Source organism: Citrobacter sp. ANG330, assembly GCF_047467925.1.
GTDB classification, from domain to species: domain Bacteria; phylum Pseudomonadota; class Gammaproteobacteria; order Enterobacterales; family Enterobacteriaceae; genus Citrobacter_A; species Citrobacter_A amalonaticus_G.
Window position 1 is genome coordinate 1 of sequence record NZ_JASJUI010000024.1, and the last position, 1,837, is coordinate 1,837.

The 1,837-nt window shown below is 36.3% G+C and carries 4 protein-coding genes; all 4 read right to left on the bottom strand.

The window, feature by feature from the left end; genetic code table 11:
* Positions 1 to 205: 205 nt before the first annotated feature.
* The gene (locus QNN88_RS22725) at positions 206 to 442 is read right to left on the bottom strand and encodes a hypothetical protein (protein WP_414242135.1); all 237 of its coding nucleotides are present in this window, start codon (positions 440 to 442) and stop codon (positions 206 to 208) included.
* Entirely contained in the window at positions 439 to 717 is a 279-nt protein-coding gene (locus QNN88_RS22730; protein WP_414242136.1) for a hypothetical protein, read from the bottom strand. Before QNN88_RS22730 ends, QNN88_RS22725 begins: the two co-directional genes overlap by 4 nt.
* Before the next feature lie 325 nt (positions 718 to 1,042).
* Positions 1,043 to 1,294, bottom strand: coding sequence for a hypothetical protein (locus QNN88_RS22735; protein WP_183075069.1), 252 nt, complete (start codon positions 1,292 to 1,294; stop codon positions 1,043 to 1,045).
* A partial coding sequence (locus QNN88_RS22740; protein ID WP_414242137.1) for an RHS repeat-associated core domain-containing protein occupies positions 1,294 to 1,837 on the bottom strand: 544 nt, incomplete at its 5' end. The genes QNN88_RS22735 and QNN88_RS22740, both read right to left, overlap by 1 nt.

Sequence of the window (1,837 nt, forward strand, 5' to 3'; positions counted from 1 at the left end):
AGCGTTGATGATTTCGGTCAGGCGGGTGAGCCTGTCGTAACTTGACGAGTATTAAATAATAACAGCCGGGATGATTTGAGGATCTTTCCCGCTTTTTATTTAATAAGAATAGATCATCGTTCTTCTATATGATAAGTGTCCTTATCAGTCCAGTATATAATCTTATATTTCCCGAAATTAATATTTTGTTCTTTATAATATTCCATTACTTCTGACGGATACCAACCATATCCATATAAAAAAGAGCACCTTCACTGATTAGCAATCTTATTATTCTTTTTTTATCTTGGTCATCACTTACAGGTAAAACCATAAATTCATTTATTGATGAAAAACCTATCACCTGCATTTTGCTAATCAAATGCTGACCAAAAACTCTTATTTTTACAGTATTTCCCGCTATATCAATAACAATAATGGAATGATTTGGCATCTTATTCAATTTACATTCACCCGTATAGTTACTGGAGTTGATGTTGGTACAGAGTTTATCATCATTTCTGGTGCTCCTCGCGGCAAGTGCTGACCTGGGCCTAAAAAATAATCATTGCCGCCTAATGGACTTCGTGGTTGCATATTAGAAATGCCATCAACTCTTCTAATATTGAATCCATCACTTAATGAACCCGGATATAACCCCATATCTTTTTCAATAGTCGAAGCAAGAGATTTAGGTATAGTAATCTCTCCATTTTCAATACCATTGAAATATTTCAACGCACCTTCTTTGTCGGTAACAAATGTACCATCTCGACCAATTGCAGGATATTGATTCCAACTTTTGGACTTATATTATATCCCACATCATCTTGTAACATTTGCGCTTTCAACCTTACATAATCCAAGCGGATCAATATAATTAAGAGGATTTGATACATACTGTATAAGTGTAACCCACCAAGTAGCACTATCGAGTCAGGACAGCAAATCTACCCGATCGGTGGATCGTACTATAGGTTTTGTTCGTACATTCCAGAAATCACCATATTGTAGTTCATATGCTACCGTCATACCCTGATAAATAAAGTTATCTGCACAAGGCTTATTCTCCTGCTAAGATAGCTGTTGCATAGTCTACTATTTTATCGAGTTTTCTTTCCTCTGTAATAGAAAAATTAGCATACTGAGCCATTGCTCTGCATGTAGATAATTCCTTAATGGACTCTAAGTGATTATTTAAGTTCTTTATATTATTATACCTTAATGAAAAAAAATCAGCAGACTGTTTTTTTCCATTATTTTTTAATTCAATAATTATTTCATTTAAAACATTAAGTAAATTTTCTGTTTTCATTACCACGGAACCCCTGTTGTATTTGTTACCCAAACATCAGGAACATTCGATATCACAGCTTGATATCCACCACCAGGATATCCTGCGCCCTGAGCGGCTGCGGTTCCCTCGCTAACCCATGTACCTTGAGGAACTCTAAATTTTGACACATCAGTAATATTGACACCCCAATCATGGCGAATAGCAAGATCCTGCCTCAGTGTATCTTCTGATGTATATAATTTATTCGTTAACCATGAATATTTTCTACCGGTTCTATTATCTACACCATGATATTTATAGAAAAACTCATCCTGAGTCAACTTTCTATTTGTATATATCCCATTTTCGAAAGTTGATGCAATATTATCTGGTAATTTAGGGCCGGGATAAGAATTACTTACATCCGTTTTACATAATCCCAACGGATCAATATAGCCAAGCGGATTAGGTACATAGGAGTAACTGTTTATCCCCCCAAGTAGCCCCACCGGGTCTGCACAAAGATACTGCCCCGCCTCACAATCATAGTACCGGAACCGGTTGTAGTACAGCCCTGATTCT

Bases quoted from the DNA above. Each gene is read 5' to 3' on its own strand.
- QNN88_RS22735 (WP_183075069.1), bottom strand. From the start codon at position 1,294: ATGAAAACAGAAAATTTACTTAATGTTTTAAATGAAATAATTATTGAA.